Below are 19318 nucleotides of genomic sequence, written 5' to 3' on the forward strand. Positions count from 1 at the left end.
CTCGATAACAAGTGAGAAAACACAGTTTAACAACTGAGTGGTTGCGTTTTCTACCGTATTTGATGGGGGCAGGCCGGGGTTTTTCAACCGCCCTGCCCGACTTTCCAGAATTTTCCGCCACTTACCACGCCGTAGACCGTCTCGCCCTCAACCGTCCGCTCGGTCAGATGAGCGGCGAGATCGTAGAACGCCGATGTCAGCAGACGTGCCTCGACGCCGTGGCGAACGAGCACCACCGGCCTCGGTTCGCCGGTTCCGGGATACTCGCTCACGTCCAGCGGGTGCTCCTCGCCGATATCCAGCGTTTCACCCACGTTGGTGGTCACAGAAACAATCTGATCCTCCCCGGAGCCCCTGACCGTCAGCGTATGAGCCAGCAGGGGCGCATCTTCGACCTTGATCCGCCACTTTTCGACAGGGGTGACCAGGTAGAACTCGCCATCGTCCTCCCTGCGGAGGATGGTCGAGAACAAACGGACAATGGCTTCCCGGGTGAGCGGCTCCCCCTTGAAGATCCACTGCCCGTTCCGGCGGATCACCATATCCATATCCCCCGACAATTCAGGATGCCACTGATCCAGCGGTGGCTGGCCGGGGTTCTTGCTGACAGAGTCCTCGACCTCCTTGGCAAAGGTTTCCGGATTCTTGTCCATGATTCGCACCTCCTTCGTTCAGAGACCACGCATCCATTCGGCCCGGATCGGAACGGCACCGGGGCTGGATATCGCCAGGTTAACCTGTTCAAGCATAGACACCTTGTCCCGCCCCAGAATTCCCTTCAGGACCAGGTAATTGGACGCATGGTCGCTCCGGAACACGGTTTTCTCCAGTTCCAGATGATCGAGAAACAGACGGATTTCCTCGAACAGCCCCTGCTGGGAGAGCGGCCTGAAATCATCGCCGAAGCCCTCGCGGAACCGCTTTTCCCCTTGCGGGAAACTCACCACCAGCGTGGACAGGTAGTCGGGCTGGGTTTCGTTGCAGAGCTTCGCGGTGTTGATGGCATGCTGCCGGGACAGGGTTTCGCCACCCAGGCCGTTCAATACCATGACGGAACTGGTGAGGCCGGCTTCGCGAATCTTCAGCAAGGCCGATCGGGTGGATTCCGCAGTCTCCCCCTTGTTCACGCGCCGCAACACCTCGTCGTCACCGGATTCCATGCCGACGTACATGAACGCCAGCCCGGCTTCGCGGAGTTCCGCCAGCTCTTCTACCGACTTCTTCACCAGATTGCGGGGCAGACAGTAGCTCGACACCCGGTGGAGATCGGGAAAGGCCTCCCGAAGCTGGCCCAGGATTTCCAGCAACCGACGGGTCGGCAGAACCATGGCATCGCCATCGGCCAGAAACACCCGCCGGACGCCGCCCAGGCTCTCCGCCGCCCGCTCAATATCCGCCTGAATCTCCTCGGGCTTGCGGGCGCGGAATTTTTTCTGGGGCTGGGTGTACATCTCGCAGAAGGTGCACCGGTTCCAGGAACAGCCATTGGTGACCGGCAGGATCAGTGATTTTGCTTCACTGGGGGGCCGGAAAACCGGCTCCACATAGTCAATGGGAAAGCTGTACATGTGATGTTCCGTGTCTGAATGGGTTGCCTGACATTAGACCATCAAGGCAAAAACTGGGTTTTCAAGTCTGCACAGCCAGGGCCAATCACAGGCATTTCCAGTGCCACGGCCTGGGCAGTCATGAACGGAATACCCCGGCGGTGGGCGTCCACGAGCAGAGTTGAAAGGCTGCCGACCAACGGCATGTGGGAGACAATCAGCAGCGGAGAAGCGGGATTCTCGAGGAGCGCGTCCAGACAGAGGCCGGGGTCATCGTCCGGCGTGATAAAGGGTTTTTCTTCTATCTCGGCGTTCAGGATTTCCGCCATAATGCCCGCTGTTTGACGGGCTCGCACGTAGGGGCTGCTCCAGATCAGCGCGGGCCTCCAGGGCGATTCGCCGATCTGGTGCGCGACCCGTCCGACCGCCATGCGGCCCGCTTCGGTGAGCTCCCGCTCCTGGTCCAGGGTATGCCACCCCGCCTCACCGTGACGCATGACGATCAGTTGCACGGGAGCCTCCGAAATTGCGGTTATTGGCTGATGGTGCGCGGCAGGATGAACTCCACGTCGGAGTTCTGGACCGCCATCATCAGGCTGTTGATCACGGCCTTGATAGAAGCCGTTCCATAGAGAATCTCATAGAGCCCCCGCACGAGGGGCATGTAGATACCGATGGCCTCGGATTTTTCCTTCACCAGCTTCAGCGTATAGATGCCCTCGGCAACCTGGCCCAGTTCCCTGACGGCGTCGTCCAGCTGCTGACCCTTGCCAACGGCGTAGCCGACCCGGTAATTACGGCTTTTCGAGGACGTACACGTGACCACCAGGTCGCCGACGCCGGCAAGCCCCATGAAGGTCATCGGGTTGGCACCGAGGCTCACCGCGAAGCGGCTCATTTCTGCCAGCCCCCGGGTGATCAGCATCGCCTTGGCGTTCTCACCCATATCCAGCGCCGAGGCCAGCCCGGCAACAATGGCGTAGATGTTCTTCAGGGCGCCCCCGAGCTCGACACCATACACGTCGACATTGGCGTAAACCCGGAAATACTCACAGCCGAGTAGGTCCTGGACGGCGCGTCGCACCTCCGGATCCTTCGCGGCTATCACAGTGGCCGTCAGATCCCGGTTGGCAATCTCTGCCGCAAGGTTAGGTCCACTGAGAACGCCAATCCGGCACCGGGGAATCTCTTCCTGCAGGATTTCGCTCATCAGCTTGAAGCCGTGCTCTTCAATGCCTTTGGTGAGACTGACCACAATCTGCCCGGCGCGGAAATCCGAGTTATGTTCCCGGATCACAGCCCGGAATGCCTTGCTCGGAATAGCGACGAAAACGATTTCGGCCTTGCCGACGGCCTCTGCCAGGTCCGTGGTCGGCTGTATGTCGCCACTCATTTCTATGCCGGGCATATACCGGCTGTTGATGCCGGTTTTCCGCACTTCCTCGGCCTGCGCCGGATCCCTCATCCAGAAATGGACGCGATGTCCGTTCTCAGCGAGGACCTTGGTCATCGCTGTACCGAAGCTGCCTCCGCCCAGAACTGCCACATCGTGTACCGAGCCATTGTTTCCCGTGTGCCGGGATGACGTGTTTTCAGGCATAGTCGTTCCGTTCTGTTGTCCGATCAGCCGTGATCTTCACATTCCAGGGCACGTACCAGATTCTTGAACTCTTCCCGGTTCTTGCTGTTGAGGCCCATCAACACTTTGTGGGCATCCAGAACCTTGTCCCGAACCTGCTGCTCGCTGGCCTTGAGTACGGGAATCTCTTCCAGTTCTTCGATTCGGGAAGCGGGTTCGCGAACAATAATGAAAATCTTGTCGAAACCCATGGAGGTGATAATGCGGGTGATATCAGGATTGGTGGAAATCAGTGTGGGCAGGAAGTGACTCTGTTTCTGCGCGGCCATGGCGATTTTGGCCAACAGCCCCAGCGTGGTGCTGTCGATGACCTCGGTTTCGGTCAGATCGACCACCACCGTCTTGAACTCTGGATCCTGGGTGATGGACTCAACCAGATTGTCCAGCGTCGAACAGAGGTTCAGCCGGATTTCCCCGATAAACTTCAGGACATAAATGCCCTGCTTCTCAGCTTGCAGGATCTTGTAACCAGCCATGTTTCACACTGCCACTATTGCGAGGACGTGCTGTCTGAGCTGCGGATGGAATCCGTCACCGATACGATTGCTATATCGTCCGGAAGTTCGGTCATTCCGTCCAGACTCAGCGCCTCATTAAGGGATGCGATAGTGTGACGGCCTCCCGAGACGAGTTCAAGTAGCGTCTTCTCCTTTTCATCGAGGGATTTGGCATCAATTACCTCCAGAATGCCGTCCGAAAACAGCAAAATGTGGAAAGGTTTGTCCAACGCCACTTCGTACACATCCCAGGAAGGCGTCTCGAAAAGCCCGACCGGAAGGCCGCTGCCCTCCAGGAATTCCGTGGTTCCGCCTTCAAAAGACAGGATCGGCATGGGGAAATGTGCGCCTACGGCGTACTTCAGTACCCGCTCGGTTTCGCACACAATGCCCACGAACACCGTCACGTGTTTTCCGAGCCCCGTGTCGAGCAATTCTGAGTTTATACGTTCCAGGAAACGCTCCGGATAGAGGATGTCGTCGCTGGAACCGCGCCGCAGATTGCGCTGCAACCGATTGGTCAGGTTTTTCAGCAGGACGGTCACAAACGCCGAGCTGGCCCCGTGCCCGGAAACATCGGCGATGTAGACCAGCAGTTTGTCCTCGGCAATCCGGAAATAGTCGAGAAAATCCCCACTGAGGTACAACGATGGTTTGATCAGGTGGTCGACCTGCATGCTACCCATGATCTGGTTGTGATCCGGCAGCATGCGCAACTGCACCTTGCGCCCCGCGCTCTGGTCCGCCCGCAGCTCGGCAATGCCGTTGCGGAGGTCCCGATTGGCCTCCTCGAGCTCCTGACGGTACAACTGGTTCAGACGGCTGACCCGGACCCTGTCCAGCAGCTTGCCGATGACATCGTCCAGGATGCCACGGTCGTCGTTACAGGGTTTGAGGACAAAGTCCGAGGCTCCCGCCCGCATGGCGTTGACCACATCGACGCTGGATTCGGTGTCGGAGCAGGCCACGATGGGCGTGTAGGTTTCGGCTTCCTCAAGACGGTTCGCAAGATCCCGGATGGATTCAGGACTGAGATCGGCAAAGATCACGTCCGGCCTGTTGGCCTCGATTGCCTTGCTTGCGGAGGCAATATCGGAATACCCGGTCACATAAAAACCTCTGGTCTCGAGATACCTCGCGAGATCGGTTCGGGCTTTCTGGTCAGCGTCGATAATCAGTATGCGCTCGGTGCGCGATGCCATGGCTGTTGCCCTAAACTACCATCGATAAACGATAAATTGGCTGGATAACGCCTATTCTGGCATGACCCTGTGATATAACAAGGCCAGAATTGCGAATTTGGGAGATTCCTGGACATGAGACGCGCTGTAAATGACCTGCTTGGAGCGTATGACAAGCTGATCATGGATCCGGTTCACGGCGGCATACCGCTTTACCGGCACGAAATCCAGGTCATCGATCATCCCTTGTTCCAGCGGCTCCGGAACATCTGCCAGAACGACATCCTGAGCCTGGTGTTTCCCGGGGCGACGCATTCCCGCTTTCTTCACAGCGTCGGCGTGATGCACGTGGGCACCCGGATGTTCCGTTCCATGATCGACGCCTACCTTCGGGAGCGGCAGCTGAGCGAACAGACGGATCTCAGCCTCAGCCAGCTCGACGCCATTGATTACCTGGCAAAGACCATCCGTCTTGGCTGTCTGATGCATGACAGTGGACACTCCAGCTTCTCTCACCAGTTCACCCAGGCGGCCCGCATACGCGAGCTGATGTCTCATCCCGACCGGTTCCGGAACCTCTGGAAAGGCGTGGATTTTCATCAATACCATTCACGGGAACCCGAAGAGCTGGAACACGAGCATTATTCGGTACGGGTGGCGCACGAAGTCCTGTCCGCCGTGGACCTCGATTCAGCGGGACTGGACCGCCGCGATGTCATCGGGATCATGGAGACCACGGACGTCCGGCCGAGCGAAACCTTCTGCCGCCACGCTGAAACCTTCTGGCACTTCATTGCCGGCGAGGAGGCCTCATCGGGCACACTCGTGTCAGACGACATTCCCCGGCAGGTCATGAACCTGCTCTCGTCCATCGTGTCCGGCGAAATCGACGCCGATCGCGCCGATTACATGCTGCGGGATGGCTTCCACTCGTCGGTCACCATCGGTGGTCTGAACCTGGATCACCTGCTGACCAACTTCCGTTTTGGCTGGGACACGTCCGAACCCTGGCTCGGCCTGGCCATCACCCAGAAGGGCCTGGGTGCGCTGGAAGACTTTGTCTACAGTCGGCACCAGATGTACCGGAAGGTGTATGCACACAAGACCGCACTGGGGTTTGACTGGCTGCTCCGGGAGGCCATCAACGAGGTTCTTGCCGACCAGGACAATTTTGACTGGGTCGACACCTGCCTGAGCGACATGCGTTTCTTTGCGGAGTTGACGGACAGTTTCTTCTGGGAAGCTTTCAGGAAGGTCGCCCGCAGAAACCCCGCCAGCTTTTCGTTCTGCATCGTGAACCGGGTGAAGCTCAATCACCTGGACACCCGCGAAGACCTGTCCGTCAAGGGTATTGATCGCCACAGCGAATGGCTGGCCAGGGAGCTGGAAATCGACCCCGAGGACGTCGTGACCTGTTCAATGCGCGCTCGTTTCTCGAACATTCAGGACAACTTCAACGGCATCAAGGTCCTGGTGAAAGACCCGATCAGCCGTGCACGTTCGCTCCGGATGATTTCCGAGGTCAGCGCTTTCTTCAGCAAATTCAGCGACGGGACCATTACTCATTTCTACACACGCCCGGATATTACCCGCGCTCCCGTGGAGGACCTCACGGAGTAGCGGGCTGCGCATCAGTCCACCATGGCAGAGACCAGATCGGAGGCGCTCAGGTAAGCGCCCTCCACCCGACCGCCACTGAGCCAGTCACCGGCCAGGCCGATTCCATGGTCCGCAAACCAGAGCGATCCCGGCCGGTCATTGTGTTCCGACCGGGCGTACAACCACCGGTGCGCCAGCCAGTCATCGGGTTCGGCTGCAATATCCGCCAGCTCCGAGAAGGCCTCCTTGAGCTTCCGGAAGACCTCTTCTGCGGGGGTATCCAGATGCTCCCGGGTCCAGTCCGGATCGGCATGCAACATCCACCACTGGCCATGAGAGGGCCGGCCGGGTTTGCTGGTATTGTTACCTATCCAGAAAAATACCGGGTGTTCACAGCGAAGTCCGTCAAACCCCGGATCCAGCGGCTCCCGGTAGTGCAGCGCCACGGCCCAGCACGGCAGGAGCGAGCCTGCCATTCGCTCAATACGCCCCGCCAGGTCCGCAAGCCCGCTCTCGAGCAGGATATCGCTGGCCTGGGCCGGGGGCACTGTCAGGATGACCCGGTCAAAGGGCCCCAGCCGATCGCCATCCACCGTCACAAGGTCCCAGGTGCTGTCTTTACGGGCCAGATTCCGGATGCGGGTGCCCGCCTGCAGTTTCACGTGGGCGGAAAGGGCCCGACTGACCGCGGTCATTCTCGGTACTCCCACAAAACGCTCATCCTGTGGGAAGGTCTCCCGGGATCCGTCTTTGCGCTGGAAGACGAACCGGGCCGGCCAGTGGCCATAGGTACCTGGCCCTGCGTACTCGTCCAGGAACCGTCTGAACCCTGCATCCCGGGCCGTGAAGTACTGCGCACCGAAGTCGACCGCGCCATCGGTTACGCGCTTGGAGGACAGCCTGCCGCCCGGTCCACGGCTCTTTTCGAAAACACTGACATCGTGGCCCCGTTTGCTGAGCTGGATCGCTGCCGTCAGGCCAGCCATGCCTGAACCGATGACCGCTATCCGGCGTAAAGTTGGCGTAGAGTGATTAGCGGAAATCATGGTTGTTGGTGCATCCAATCCGGGTGGTGACAACGTAAAACCAGAAGTGCGATGCCGGTCAGACGAACACCAGCATCCTTCCGGTTTCACTGATGAAGTTAATTAAAGGGCAAAAAGGGTATGACCCGAGTGCAACACTGGTTTATCAACATTCTGAGGTGGTTCGACTCCGACGCGGGTTCGGATCATATTGACACAACGTCCCGTTCTTTCAATTTGATCCGCGTCATTCCATTTGTCGCTCTCCATCTCGCGTGCCTGGCTGCGTTCTTCACGGGCGTCAGCGGGTTCGCAATCGGCTTCGCGGTGGTCTTTTTCCTGGTCAGGATGTTTGCCATCACCGGCTTCTACCACCGTTACTTTGCCCACAAGACCTTCAAAACCAGCCGCCCTGCGCAATTCCTGTTCGGGCTGCTTGGAGCCAGTGCGGCGCAGAGGGGGCCACTCTGGTGGGCCGCCCACCACCGGCATCACCATCAGCATTCAGACCGGGAGGAGGACCTGCACTCCCCGCATCACGGCGGCTTCTGGTGGTCCCACGTGGGCTGGTTCACCTGTGATGCCGGCTTTGTGACCGATGAGCGCCGCATCCGTGACTGGATGAAGTTCCCCGAACTCCGTTTTATCAACCGATTCGATTCGATGGTGCCTGCCGCCTGCGCCGTGGCCATCTACTGCCTTGGCGAGGCGCTTGCGGCCTATGCACCGTCACTCGGCACCAACGGCCTTCAGCTGCTCGTGTGGGGCTTCTTCATCTCCACCGTGGTGCTGTTCCATGCCACAGTCTCCATCAACTCCCTTTCCCATGTCTGGGGACGGCGCCGCTTTGAAACCCAGGACGACAGCCGGAACAATTTCTGGCTGGCGTTGATTACCCTGGGCGAAGGCTGGCACAACAACCACCACCGCTGGCCCCAGTCCGTGCGCCAGGGCTTTCGGTGGTACGAAATTGACGTTACCTGGTACGGACTGTGGTTACTGTCCCGCCTGGGCATTATCTGGGATCTGAACCCCATCCCCGAGCATATTCGCGAAGAGACCCGTCAACTCGACGCCATGAGGAGGAAAACATCATGAGTACCGCCTCGGCCATCGAAGTCGGTTCACGAAATTCTGCGGTTCCGGCAACCATCGAGCATTTCCAGGCACTGTTCAACGAGCTGGACAAAGGCAATCTGAATAAATTGCAGGAAGTGTACGGCGAAGACATTGTCTTCCAGGACCCTTTCGGGCAGGTCAGCGGACTTGACGCGCTGACTCGGTACTTCGCAGGCGCCTACAGCAACGTCATTGCCTGCCGGTTCGAGTTTGGTCAGGCGGTGGTCCAGGGCGCCGCAGTCGCCCTGCCCTGGGTGATGGTGTTGCGTCACAAGCGCATACGTGGAGGCCGGGAGATCCGTGTGGATGGCATCAGCCACCTGCGGATCGCCGATGGCCGGGTTGTGTTTCACAGGGATTACTTCGATGCCGGGCAGCTCCTCTATGAGAACCTGCCGGCGCTGGGGCGGATTATCCGCTGGATCAGGAAGAACGCCGGATGAGTCCAAGACTGGAGAACACAACCAACATCTGGATTACCGGTGCCAGTTCCGGGATCGGTGAAGCCCTCACCTACGCCCTCGCCCGGGGTGGCCATCGCATTGTGGTCACCGGTCGTCGGCAGGAAGCGCTTGAGGCCATGCAGCAGCGTGCGCCGGAACTGATCACGCCCGCACCGGCGGACACGACCTCACGAGAGTCGCTCCAGGCTATCGCGGAACAGCTTGAATCCCACGGCCCGCTCAACATGGCCGTGCTGAATGCCGGCACCTGCGAGTACCTGGACGTTGATCAGTACGACAGCGACGTGATCGAGGCCAATCTTGTGACCAATGTTCTGGGTACTGCGCGGAGCCTGGACATTGCACTTCCGGCACTTCGCCGGGCCCGGGCCCAGGGGCAGCCGGCGACCATTGTGATTGTCAGTTCGTCCGCCTGGTGGTTTCCCTTCGGTCGTGCCGAAGGCTATGGCGCGTCCAAGGCGGCTCTCAGCTACCTCGCCCACTCCCTGAGGGCCGACCTGTCTGCAGAGGGGATCGACGTGGTTGTGGTCTCTCCGGGTTTTGTGAAAACGCCGCTGACGGACCGAAACGACTTCCCCATGCCCTTTATGGTGACCGCCGAGGATGCCGCAGAGAGGATTCTCAGCGGCCTTGCCAAGGGACACAGTGACATCGCCTTCCCGAAGCGATTTACCTGGCTCTTGCGGGCCCTGGGCGCACTGCCGCAGGCGTTGATAGACCGCATGGCCGCCAGCATGGCGCGTAAAAGCACAGACACACAGGAAAAACAGGAATGAACAACGAACGTCAGCGTATTGCTGTCATTGGCGCCGGCGTTTCCGGCCTGACCGCGGCATGGATTCTCGCGGAAAAGCACGACGTCCATATTTTTGAAGCCGGCGATTACGCGGGCGGGCATACCAATACAGAACGGGTCACCGCCGGTGGGCGTGAGTGGCCGGTCAACACCGGCTTTATCGTATTCAACGACTGGACCTACCCGAACTTCATCAAACTGATGGACCGGCTGGGGGTGGCGTCGGAAGTCAGCGACATGAGCTTCAGCGTCGATTGCTCCACCACGGGCCTGCAATACAACGGGACCAGCCTGAACACCCTGTTCGCCCAGCGCCGGAATCTCATCAACCTGCCCTTCCTCAGGATGATCCGGGAAATCCTTCGTTTTAACCGGGAAACGCGCCGGGACCTGGAAGCCGGTGACATCCCGGATTCAGAGACCCTAGGAGAATATTTGAACCGCAACGGCTATTCGCGGTACTTCCGGAACTATTACATCGTGCCCATGGGCGCTGCGATCTGGTCGGCACCCGAGATTGTGCTGGAGCAGTTTCCGATCCGATTCTTCCTGCAGTTCTTCAACAATCACGGCATGCTGTCCGTCGATGATCGACCGACCTGGCGTGTGATCTCGGGCGGCTCGGCGGAGTACGTCAAAAAGATGATGGAGCGTCTTGGCGAGCAAACCCACCTGAACAGTCCGGTCGAATCGGTTCGCCGCCATGAGTCCGGTGTATCGGTCACCGTGAAAGGCGAAACCCTGGAATTCGATCAGGTGATCCTCGCCTGCCACAGCGATCAGGCCCTCGCCATGCTGGCGGATCCCACGGATGCCGAGAGAGAGGTTCTCGGTGATATCGCCTACCAGAACAACGACGTCGTTCTGCATACCGACGACCGGGTGCTCCCGGACAACCGCAGGGCGTGGGCTGCCTGGAACTATTTCATCCCGGAACACCGCAGTGAGCCGGTCTCGGTTACCTATAACATGAACGTCCTGCAGAATTTCCACGACGCGCCCGAAACCTTCTGTGTGACCCTGAACCGCAGCTCCGACATCGCACCGGAGAAAATCATCAAGCGGTTCGAGTACGCCCATCCCGTCTTCACGCTGGAGGCGGTCGCTGCGCAGAATCGCTATGAGGACATCGGCAACCGTAACCGCACCCACTACTGCGGTGCCTACTGGTTCAACGGATTTCACGAAGACGGGGTCCGCAGTGCGGTTCGCGTCATTCAGGACTTCGGGATGGAGCTGTAGTCATGGGAAGCCAATGGCTTGAAGGCAGCATACGCCATCGGAGGAAACGCCCTGTTTCCCACGAATTCGAATACGACACCGGGATGCTGGCTCTGGACGTGGATGACTGGGACCGAATCACCCGCCTGAGCCCCCTGTTTTCCCGGGAGCGCCTGAACTGGCTGTCGATCCGGCGTGCCGATTACTTTCGTCCCGAAGTGGCCTGCCTGTCCGATGCGGTGCGCACCTATGTTCGGGACGCGACGGGCTGGTTCCCGGACGGTGCCGTCGAGTTGATTACCCACCCGCGCTACTTCGGCTACGTGTTCAATCCGGTAAGTTTCTACTTCTGCTACGAGGCCGGAGAGGATCCGTCACAGGGGGCCGTGCCCCGTGTGATCCTCGCGCAGATCACCAACACACCCTGGCATGAACGCCACGTCTATTGCCTGGAAACCGGAGGCGACTCCACAGGTTCGGCGGGCTGGCATACCGAACGTTTCGGATTCCAGAAACGGTTCCACGTATCGCCGTTCAACGGCATGGCCCAGGACTACCGGTGGACCTTCAGCTTCCGGGGCCCCGAGCTCCGGATACACATGAACGTTCTGCAGGGCGAATCGAAACATTTCGATGCCACGCTTGTGGTCCGCCGTGTACCCCTCACTCGTAAAACACTGCATCAGAGCCTGCGCCGTTTTCCGGTCGAAGCGATCAAGGTTGCGGCAGGCATTTACTGGAATGCCCTGCGGCTAAAACTGAAGGGCGCAGAGTTCCATACCCATCCGGACAAACTGTCCGGAGACGATCCCGATTATCGTCGCGGATCCGAGGACGCCGGCCTGGATGTGACCAGCGGCACTGACACACTTACTTCCGGTGGAAAGGTAACGTCATGGAGAACCTGAATACGTCTGTTCAACGCCAATCAGCATCAGAGCGAGGGCAGTCACCGCTGGTCAGCCGGGTCGCCCGCCATCTGGTCCTGCAGCAGCTCCGGCAACTCGAGCACGGGATCCTGACCATCCGCGAACCAGGAAACCAGACATTGACGCTCGGCGACGGAGATACCCGTTATCCCGCCGCCGAACTGACCATCCACAACCACAGCACCTGGCGAGACCTGCTCACCGGCGGTGGCATTGGCGCCGCCGAAGCGTTCGTCGCCGGCGACTGGACCACGCCCGATCTGGTTGCCCTGCTCCGCTTTTTTACCCGTAACGTGGACAGGATGAACGAGTTTGAAGACCGCTTCAGCTGGATCACCAAACCCGCGCTCAAGGGGCTGCACTGGCTGAACCGGAATACCCGGGAGGGTTCCCGGAAGAACATCAGTGCCCACTACGACCTGGGCAACGATCTTTTCGAAGCGTTTCTCGACCCCACCATGATGTATTCGTCGGCCATCTATCCACGGGAAGACGCGACGCTGGAAGAGGCGGCCGTCCACAAGCTCGACACCATCTGTCGCAAACTGGACCTGAAACCGGAAGATCGAGTGGTCGAAATCGGCACTGGCTGGGGCGGTTTCGCCATCCACGCCGCGAAACACTATGGCTGCCACGTGACGACGACCACCATTTCGAAAGAGCAACTGGAAATGGCCCGGCACCGGGTCAAGGTGGAAGGTCTGGAAGACCGGATAACCCTCCTCTTCGATGACTACCGTGACCTGGAGGGTCAGTTCGATAAACTGGTCTCCATTGAAATGATCGAAGCGGTCGGTCCGCAGTTCCTCGACAGCTACTTCGAACAGATCAACGCACTGCTCAAACCGGACGGTCTTGCGCTGGTGCAGGCCATCAACATGCCCGAACAACGCTACGTACGGGCCCTGAAAAACGTGGACTTCATCCAGCGCTATATCTTCCCGGGAAGCTTCATACCCTCCTTCGGTGCAATGCTGGAGTCTGTTCGCAACCGGTCCAATCTCGTACTGACCCATGCCGAAGACATTGGTTTTCACTACGCACGAACCCTTCGTGACTGGTGTGACCGGTTCATGGCACTGGAGGAGAATCTCGAACAGATGGGATACGACCGGGCCTTCCGCCGCCTGTGGGCATTTTACTTTGCCTATTGCGAGGCCGGCTTCAGTGAACGAGCCATCGGCGTCTCCCAGTTGCTCTTTGCCAAGCCCGGTAACAAACGGGCCAACCTGCTCAGCGTATGATCGCGTCGGATGGAGTTCGAAATACCCTCAATTTCCTGCTGTTTCAGGCGGGTTGGCTGGTTTGCGTGCTCTATCCGACCCTGATGGCCTTTGGCGTGGCCGTCGCACTGATTTGCCTTCACCTGGTCCTGGTCAGCCGGGAACGCTTCAGCGAGTTGCAGTTTATCGGGCTCGGGACGGTTGCAGGCGCAGCACTCGATACCTTATGGCTCCAGACCGGAGTGCTGCACACCGACACGGGCGATCTTGTTGTGGCGCCCCCCTGGCTGGTCGCCCTCTGGGCGCTGTTCATGACCACCCTCTGTCACTCGCTCAAATGGATTGGCCAGAAACCGTGGCTGCCGTTCGTGCTCGCGCCGATCGCCGGCCCGTTTGCCTACTGGTCCGCCGGCCAACTGGGCGCCGTAACGTTCACGGACCTGCCGCTGTCACTGGCGGCGCTGGCTCTCGGCTGGGGTCTGCTGTTTCCCCTGCTGCTCAAGATCCGCGGATTCCTGTACCCGGAGCTCTCCCATGCTTAGGTCACGAGAGCTCCTGGCCCTGGCCGTCATGATCACACTGCCACTCCCGGGACTGGCTGAGACTTTCGAATTCACCGGCAAGGCCACCTCAGAGGATGGTCGCGGGCTGTATTCGGAAAAACACCAGCTGGAGGGCGAATGCCGGGAGGGTCTGTTCCATCCGAAAACCGATCGAGTCCGGTATCTCCAGGATGGCAACGAGTTCGCCCGGAAAACCCTGTCCTATGACCAATCGCCCCTTCTGCCATCGGTTGATTTCCGTCAGCCCCGCTTCGAGGAATCCCTGGCCATCAGCTACCCCCGGGCTGGTCGAACCCGGATTCAATGGCAGGCACCCTCCGGGGAACAAAAGACCTGGACAATCGATACGCCGGAAGACCTGGTGGTCGATGCCGGCTTTGACAATCTGGTGCGGGAGAACTGGGCGCGGCTGAAGGCGGGCAATGACGTGAGATTCCGCTTCCTCGCGCCCACCCGTGGCGATCATTATGGCTTTGTGCTGGAGCCGGACGACCACCCGGACATCAATGCCGACCTGGAGGTCACCATACACCCTACCGGTATGCTGCTGGGATTCCTGGTGGACCCCATCGGCCTTGGCTATGACCGTAACGGCGCACTGACCGATTACGTGGGCCTCACCAATATTCGAAAAAACAGCGATGAGAATTACCGCGCGCACATCCGTTACAACGTGACCCGTTGGCCGGAATGTGAACTGACTCGCTGAACGCGTCGCCCCTGCCAAGGCGGAAACCCGGCATCAATATGTTAAACTCCGCGGGAATTTACGCCGGAGACCTCACCCCTATGATGTTTGTCTCGTTCAACGTCAACAGCATCCGTACCCGCCTGCACCAGCTCGAGGCCGTGATCCGGGAATTCGATCCGGATGTCATCGGTTTGCAGGAAACCAAGGTTCAGGACAAGGATTTTCCGGTAGACGACATCGAACAGATGGGCTATCAGGTGCATTTCCACGGCCAGAAGACCCACTACGGCGTTGCCCTGCTGTCCAAACAGGAACCGAAAGCCATTCAGAAAGGCTATCCCTGGGATGGTGAGGATTCTCAGCGTCGCCTGATCAGCGGCCGGTTTGAAGTAAACGGTGAGATGCTGACCGTCATCAACGGTTATTTTCCCCAGGGCGAGAGCCGCGACCACCCGGTGAAGTTTCCCGCCAAGGAAAAATTCTATGCCGACCTTATGCGCTACCTTGACGACCTGAAGGCGGAAGGCGGACACGTGCTGGTTATGGGTGACATGAACATCTCTCCGACTGACAAGGACATCGGAATCGGTGCAGACAACGCCAAACGCTGGCTCCGGACCGGCAAGTGCAGTTTTCTTCCGGAAGAACGGGAGTGGCTCAGCCAGGTCGAGAGTCGGGGCTTTACCGATGTGTTCCGGCATCTGCACCCGGACGACGACAACACGTTCAGCTGGTTCGACTACCGCAGTCGTGGTTTCGAGCGGGATCCGCGCCGGGGGCTTCGCATCGACCTGCTCATGGCCAGTGACAGCCTTCTGCCCAAGGCACAGGAAGCTGGCGTTTCCTATGACATCCGCGCCATGGAACGGCCCTCGGACCACTGTCCGGTCTGGGCCCGTTTCGATCTCTGAACCGCGCACGGGCGCGACATGAAAAAAATCAAAACCCGCGATCGCATCCTGAACACCAGCCTGTCGCTGTTCAATTGTGTGGGTGAACCAAACGTCACTACCCTGTTGATCTCCGACGAGCTGGACATCAGCCCGGGCAATCTCTATTACCACTTCAAGAGTAAGGGTGACATCGTCGAGGAACTGTTCGACCAGTTCGAGGCAGAGATGCTGGACCTTCTGGCCGTTCCCGAGGACGCCGACATCAGCCTTGATCAGCAGTCCTTCTTTCTGCACCTGATGTTCGAGACGGTGGCACGGTACCGGTTCCTTTACCAGGATCTGGTCAATGTCCTGTCCCGTTACGATCAGCTGCAGACCCGATTCCGGCGCCTGCTGAAAAAGAAGACGAACGCCTTCCTGGTTATCTGCCAGAGTTTCCGACGCCAGAACATGATGACTATTGAAGAGGAAGAACTTCAGTCTTTGTGTGAGCAGTTGACGCTAACTGCCTGTTACTGGAACAGTTTTGACAGCCTGTCCCATCTGAATGACCGGGAGTCGGTCGATCCCGGCCGTGGTGTGTACCAGATGCTTCACCTGGTAATGCCCTACCTGGCCGGTCAGCAACAAGCCGAGTTGAGGCTGATCAGCCAGGATTACCTCTGATTTATTCTTCTTCGTCGTCACCCGGACGTTGGCGAATCCGGTTCAACTCGCCTTCAAGAACCTCGATTCGCTGCTGGAGCGCTTCAATCTCCTCCCGCCTGGGGATGCCGAGCCGTCTGAGCGCACCGGAGACCCGCTGATCAAACATGGTCTCGAGACGGTCCCAGGTACCCGTGGCCCGCTCGCGAACGCCTTCCACACGGTCTTCCACGGATTTGATCTGCTTCTCGACCACGCCCCGGGTTTTGTTTTCCAGTTGCTCCCCTTCCTGGACCAACCGGTCGAAAAAGCGACCCGTGTCTTCCTCGGCCTTGGTGTAGGCACCAAGCCCTGCAAGCCAGATCTGCCGTGCGGAATCCTTGATCTTGTCGGCCAACTGCGGATCCGTTTCAGGCTTTGTAGGTTTTTCGTCTGACATTGCACAACCTCGGGGTGGAATTTTCTGAAAAGAGCCCTATTGTATTACACCCCGCAGGCGATTGCAGTGGGCCGGGAACCCGCGCGGGCAAAGGCTGCAGTATAAAGACGAACCCGATATGAAAAAATGTTTTCAAACGATAGCCAGTCTCACTTGAACTGCTCAAATTATGGTCAATACTTCAGCATACCGGTGTCTTCAATGATGCCGGTTTGTCTGGAAGTCTTTCATGGATACTACTCGCACGCCTCTGCCCGGCACCTCCTGCCGGGCTTTTTTATGTTATTATTTCCCTTTATTATAAGCTTATTCCATTTAACGGATTGAATTTCCCGGAGTCTATCGATGATCGACATTGCATGGAGCCAATTTACGCCCTGGTCGGCGCTGATTGGCGGTATTCTGATTGGTCTCGCAGCAGCGAGCTTCCTTCTCCTTAATGGCCGGATTGCCGGCATCAGCGGCATCCTCGGGGGCCTGCTTACACCACTCAGGGGCGACATCGCCTGGCGAGTAGCGTTCATTCTCGGACTGATCGGGGCACCCGCGGTCTGGTTTCTGTTCGCGGATCTGCCGGCCATCAACATCGAGGCCAACGTACCCTCGCTGATCATCGCCGGACTGCTGGTCGGTGTGGGCACCCGGTATGGCTCTGGCTGCACCAGCGGTCACGGAGTCTGTGGCCTTTCACGTCTGTCCGTCCGCTCACTGGTGGCCACGCTGTGCTTTATGGGCAGCGGCTTCGTCACCGTCTTCGTGATGCGTCACGTCATTGGAGGTTGATTAGCATGAAGTATTCGATTGCCTCGCTCGTCTCGGGTCTGATTTTCGGCCTTGGCCTGATCGTTTCGGGCATGGCCAACCCCGAGAAAGTACTGGGATTCCTGGACATCGCCGGTCTGTGGGACCCCTCACTGGCCTTTGTCATGGGCGGCGCCATTATCGTGGGAGTCGGCGCCTTTGCCGTTGCCCGCCGTCGCACGCTGTCGTTCCTGGGGTTCAACATCAAGATTCCGGGCCACACCCATATCGATAAACGCCTCGTGTTCGGTGGGCTGTTGTTCGGTATCGGCTGGGGTATCGCCGGCTTCTGCCCGGGGCCGGGCCTGGTTGCCCTCGGTGCGGGCGAGACAAAAGCGGCGATCTTCGCGGTCTCGATGGTTGCCGGCATGGCCGTGTTCGAATTAATTGAGCGCAGCCGGGCAAAATCCTGAAGCATTTCTGTTACTTTATGGCCACAAACTACCGGAGGTAGAGCATGGATATCCGAAAAATCGACGACACCATCTCCGTTTCGCCGCAAATCTCTGTGGAAGACGTTGCAGAGGCGGCCAGGCTGGGCTTCAAAACGCTCGTGGCCAACCGCCCTGACCACGAAGAGCCAGGCCAGCCTGCCATGGCCGACATTGCCGCGGCGGCAAAAGAGCATGGCCTGGAATGGGTTTATATGCCGGTGGCATCCGGCAATATCACCGATGCTGACGTGGATGCCTTCGCACCAATGATCCGGGATGCCGAAAAGCCCGTACTGGCTTTCTGCCGCTCCGGAACCCGCTGCACGGTCCTCTGGGCGTTGAGCTCTGCCCGCTCGGGTCAGTCCCGCGAGATCGTCGACAAAGCACGTAATGCCGGCTACGACATCGCGGGGCTGGCGCCACGAATGGCGCAGCAGGCTCAGAAAAGCGGCTGAGATGTCTTCGGCAACCACGATCCAGGATTCGTTGAATGAACTACAAAGGCCCTGAGAACTTTCGCCACAACCACCCTGACCGACTGGGCGTCCTGGTCACCAATCTGGGCACACCGGACGCACCAACGACGTCGGCACTGAGACGGTATCTGGCTGAGTTTCTCTGGGACCCCAGGGTCGTGGAGGTTCCCCGCCCGCTGTGGTGGCTGATCCTGCACGGCATCATTTTGCGGATCCGTCCCCGGCGGAGCGCCAAGGCCTATGCCGGGGTCTGGCAACCGGAAGGGTCGCCGCTGCTGACCCATACCGCAAAGCAGGCCGATGGCATCCGGGAAGCCCTGAAAGTCCGGTACGGACAGGATGTCGTCGTGGGCTTTGCCATGCGTTACGGCAATCCTTCTATCGAAAAGGTCATGGACGACATGCAGGAACAGGGAGTCCGTCGCCTGCTGGTGTTGCCGCTTTACCCACAGTATTCCGCCTCAACGTCGGCATCGACCTTCGATGCGATTGCCAAAGTGCTTACCCGGCGGCGCTGGCTTCCGGATCTGCGGTTCGTATCGCACTACCCTGACTACCCGCCGTATATCGAGGCAATGGCACGTCACATCGAAGCCCATTGGGCCAATCATGGACGCAAGGAAAAGCTGATCCTGTCCTATCACGGCGTCCCTCTCCGCTATCTGCTCAAGGGCGACCCGTATCATTGTGAATGCCACAAGACATCCCGGTTGCTTGCGGAACGACTCGGGCTCTCAAAAGAGGATTACCTGACGACCTTCCAGTCGCGATTCGGGCGGGAGGAATGGCTGAAGCCCTATACGGATGAAACACTGAAGTCCCTTCCAGGTAATGGAGTGCAGTCCGTGGATGTCTTCTGTCCCGGGTTCTCCGCGGATTGCCTTGAAACCCTGGAAGAGATCAGGGAAGAAAATCGGGGGTACTTTATGGCCGCCGGTGGCGAGGGATTCAGCTATATCCCGGCGCTTAATGCAACACGGGGGCACATTGACGCTCTGGTGAAGCTGATTGAGGAGAATCTCCAGGGATGGCACGCGCCTGACAATACGCCGGAAGCACTGGCGGCACGACAGGATCGGGCGGACGAGCGCAAGAACTCCACCTACCCGGACCGGGATCTCTGACCCCCGGCGTTT

General features: G+C 58.9%; 23 protein-coding genes. 15 read left to right on the forward strand and 8 right to left on the reverse strand.

Translation table 11 applies throughout. The features are described 5' to 3' along the window. Window positions 1–83: 83 nt before the first annotated feature. From MSNKSG1_RS06135 to MSNKSG1_RS06160, 6 genes are read right to left on the reverse strand one after another with little or no spacing between them, the layout of a single operon-like run. Window positions 84–653, reverse strand: a complete 570-nt coding sequence (locus MSNKSG1_RS06135) for a DUF1285 domain-containing protein (RefSeq protein ID WP_008938383.1) — start codon at window positions 651–653, stop codon at window positions 84–86. Window positions 654–671: 18 nt separating this feature from the next. Then, on the reverse strand, window positions 672–1568 hold the full coding sequence (locus tag MSNKSG1_RS06140; RefSeq protein WP_008938384.1) for a radical SAM protein: 897 nt from the start codon (window positions 1566–1568) through the stop codon (window positions 672–674). 41 nt (window positions 1569–1609) lie between these two features. Further along, the gene (locus tag MSNKSG1_RS06145) at window positions 1610–2059 is read right to left on the reverse strand and encodes a SixA phosphatase family protein (RefSeq protein WP_008938385.1); all 450 of its coding nucleotides are present in this window, start codon (window positions 2057–2059) and stop codon (window positions 1610–1612) included. A gap of 20 nt (window positions 2060–2079) precedes the next feature. Next, window positions 2080–3147: an NAD(P)H-dependent glycerol-3-phosphate dehydrogenase gene (locus MSNKSG1_RS06150; RefSeq protein WP_008938386.1), complete on the reverse strand. Its 1068-nt coding sequence runs from the start codon at window positions 3145–3147 to the stop codon at window positions 2080–2082. A gap of 23 nt (window positions 3148–3170) precedes the next feature. After that, window positions 3171–3662 (reverse strand): STAS domain-containing protein, encoded by a 492-nt coding sequence (locus tag MSNKSG1_RS06155; RefSeq protein WP_008938387.1) that lies wholly within the window; start codon window positions 3660–3662, stop codon window positions 3171–3173. A 14-nt stretch (window positions 3663–3676) separates the two neighbouring features. Next, on the reverse strand, window positions 3677–4885 hold the full coding sequence (locus MSNKSG1_RS06160) for a PP2C family protein-serine/threonine phosphatase (protein ID WP_008938388.1): 1209 nt from the start codon (window positions 4883–4885) through the stop codon (window positions 3677–3679). 114 nt (window positions 4886–4999) lie between these two features. Between MSNKSG1_RS06160 and MSNKSG1_RS06165 the strand changes: the two genes are divergently transcribed. After that, the gene (locus tag MSNKSG1_RS06165; protein WP_008938389.1) at window positions 5000–6484 is read left to right on the forward strand and encodes an HD domain-containing protein; all 1485 of its coding nucleotides are present in this window, start codon (window positions 5000–5002) and stop codon (window positions 6482–6484) included. 11 nt (window positions 6485–6495) lie between these two features. Here the strand turns inward: MSNKSG1_RS06165 and MSNKSG1_RS06170 are convergent, their stop codons facing one another. Continuing rightward, a complete protein-coding gene (locus MSNKSG1_RS06170; protein WP_051067766.1) occupies window positions 6496–7509 on the reverse strand; it encodes an NAD(P)/FAD-dependent oxidoreductase in 1014 nt (337 codons plus the stop codon). Between the two features lie 120 nt (window positions 7510–7629). Here MSNKSG1_RS06170 and MSNKSG1_RS06175 point away from each other — a divergent pair, with 120 nt between their 5' ends. The 10 genes from MSNKSG1_RS06175 to MSNKSG1_RS06220 all read left to right on the forward strand — a co-directional run bounded on the left by MSNKSG1_RS06175 (window position 7630) and on the right by MSNKSG1_RS06220 (window position 16053). Next, window positions 7630–8586: an acyl-CoA desaturase gene (locus MSNKSG1_RS06175; RefSeq protein WP_008938391.1), complete on the forward strand. Its 957-nt coding sequence runs from the start codon at window positions 7630–7632 to the stop codon at window positions 8584–8586. Then, a complete protein-coding gene (locus MSNKSG1_RS06180) occupies window positions 8583–9050 on the forward strand; it encodes a nuclear transport factor 2 family protein (RefSeq protein WP_008938392.1) in 468 nt (155 codons plus the stop codon). Before MSNKSG1_RS06175 ends, MSNKSG1_RS06180 begins: the two co-directional genes overlap by 4 nt. Further along, window positions 9047–9847, forward strand: coding sequence for an SDR family NAD(P)-dependent oxidoreductase (locus tag MSNKSG1_RS06185; protein ID WP_008938393.1), 801 nt, complete (start codon window positions 9047–9049; stop codon window positions 9845–9847). Before MSNKSG1_RS06180 ends, MSNKSG1_RS06185 begins: the two co-directional genes overlap by 4 nt. Beyond that, entirely contained in the window at window positions 9844–11109 is a 1266-nt protein-coding gene (locus tag MSNKSG1_RS06190; RefSeq protein WP_008938394.1) for an NAD(P)/FAD-dependent oxidoreductase, read from the forward strand. Before MSNKSG1_RS06185 ends, MSNKSG1_RS06190 begins: the two co-directional genes overlap by 4 nt. Window positions 11110–11111: 2 nt before the next feature. Continuing rightward, window positions 11112–11996: a DUF1365 domain-containing protein gene (locus tag MSNKSG1_RS06195; RefSeq protein ID WP_008938395.1), complete on the forward strand. Its 885-nt coding sequence runs from the start codon at window positions 11112–11114 to the stop codon at window positions 11994–11996. After that, window positions 11984–13261, forward strand: a complete 1278-nt coding sequence (locus tag MSNKSG1_RS06200; RefSeq protein ID WP_008938396.1) for an SAM-dependent methyltransferase — start codon at window positions 11984–11986, stop codon at window positions 13259–13261. The genes MSNKSG1_RS06195 and MSNKSG1_RS06200 overlap by 13 nt, the downstream gene beginning before the upstream one ends. Continuing rightward, on the forward strand, window positions 13258–13782 hold the full coding sequence (locus MSNKSG1_RS06205) for a DUF2878 domain-containing protein (protein ID WP_008938397.1): 525 nt from the start codon (window positions 13258–13260) through the stop codon (window positions 13780–13782). Before MSNKSG1_RS06200 ends, MSNKSG1_RS06205 begins: the two co-directional genes overlap by 4 nt. Beyond that, the gene (locus MSNKSG1_RS06210; RefSeq protein ID WP_008938398.1) at window positions 13775–14512 is read left to right on the forward strand and encodes a hypothetical protein; all 738 of its coding nucleotides are present in this window, start codon (window positions 13775–13777) and stop codon (window positions 14510–14512) included. The genes MSNKSG1_RS06205 and MSNKSG1_RS06210 overlap by 8 nt, the downstream gene beginning before the upstream one ends. 80 nt (window positions 14513–14592) lie before the next feature. Beyond that, window positions 14593–15405: an exodeoxyribonuclease III gene (gene xthA, locus MSNKSG1_RS06215; protein ID WP_008938399.1), complete on the forward strand. Its 813-nt coding sequence runs from the start codon at window positions 14593–14595 to the stop codon at window positions 15403–15405. Window positions 15406–15423: 18 nt separating this feature from the next. Then, window positions 15424–16053, forward strand: a complete 630-nt coding sequence (locus MSNKSG1_RS06220; protein ID WP_008938400.1) for a TetR/AcrR family transcriptional regulator — start codon at window positions 15424–15426, stop codon at window positions 16051–16053. Window position 16054: 1 nt separating this feature from the next. Here the strand turns inward: MSNKSG1_RS06220 and MSNKSG1_RS06225 are convergent, their stop codons facing one another. Continuing rightward, on the reverse strand, window positions 16055–16471 hold the full coding sequence (locus MSNKSG1_RS06225) for a phasin family protein (protein WP_008938401.1): 417 nt from the start codon (window positions 16469–16471) through the stop codon (window positions 16055–16057). Window positions 16472–16816: 345 nt separating this feature from the next. On the opposite strand from MSNKSG1_RS06225, the gene MSNKSG1_RS06230 reads away from it, so the two are divergent. From MSNKSG1_RS06230 to hemH, 4 genes are read left to right on the forward strand one after another with little or no spacing between them, the layout of a single operon-like run. Next, window positions 16817–17254, forward strand: coding sequence for a YeeE/YedE family protein (locus MSNKSG1_RS06230; RefSeq protein WP_008938402.1), 438 nt, complete (start codon window positions 16817–16819; stop codon window positions 17252–17254). Between the two features lie 5 nt (window positions 17255–17259). After that, window positions 17260–17685 (forward strand): YeeE/YedE family protein, encoded by a 426-nt coding sequence (locus MSNKSG1_RS06235; RefSeq protein ID WP_008938403.1) that lies wholly within the window; start codon window positions 17260–17262, stop codon window positions 17683–17685. A 44-nt stretch (window positions 17686–17729) separates the two neighbouring features. After that, a complete protein-coding gene (locus MSNKSG1_RS06240; RefSeq protein WP_008938404.1) occupies window positions 17730–18161 on the forward strand; it encodes a TIGR01244 family sulfur transferase in 432 nt (143 codons plus the stop codon). A gap of 35 nt (window positions 18162–18196) precedes the next feature. Then, entirely contained in the window at window positions 18197–19306 is a 1110-nt protein-coding gene (gene hemH / locus MSNKSG1_RS06245) for a ferrochelatase (RefSeq protein WP_008938405.1), read from the forward strand. Window positions 19307–19318: the final 12 nt, after the last annotated feature.

Origin of the sequence: Marinobacter santoriniensis NKSG1 (assembly GCF_000347775.1) — a bacterium.
Classification (GTDB): Bacteria; Pseudomonadota; Gammaproteobacteria; order Pseudomonadales; family Oleiphilaceae; genus Marinobacter; species Marinobacter santoriniensis.